Source organism: Neisseria sp. P0001.S005, from assembly GCF_051963715.1.
Genome location: NZ_JBQCTZ010001040.1, coordinates 1 through 243, shown reverse-complemented (window position 1 = coordinate 243; position 243 = coordinate 1). Strand labels below are relative to the sequence as shown.

The window sequence follows — 243 nt, the reverse complement described above, 5'->3', positions numbered from 1 at the left end:
CCCGCGCGGCTGAAAACGGCGAACCCATCGGCGAGCTAACTGCGCGTTTCATTCAGGCTATGCACGAAGATGCCGTTGCCTTGGGTGTGTTGCGTCAGGATATTGAGCCGAAGGCAACGGAAAACATTCCGCAAATGATTGCCATGATTGATACCCTGATTCAAAACGGCAAGGCTTATCTTGCCGCCAACGGCGACGTATACTATGCCGTGCGCGAGTTTGCCGCTTACGGACAATTATCGG

At 53.9% G+C, this 243-nt stretch carries 1 pseudogene; it reads left to right on the top strand.

The window, feature by feature from the left end:
• Positions 1 to 243, top strand: a pseudogene (locus ACTHSP_RS23990) (cysteine--tRNA ligase); the annotation flags it as partial.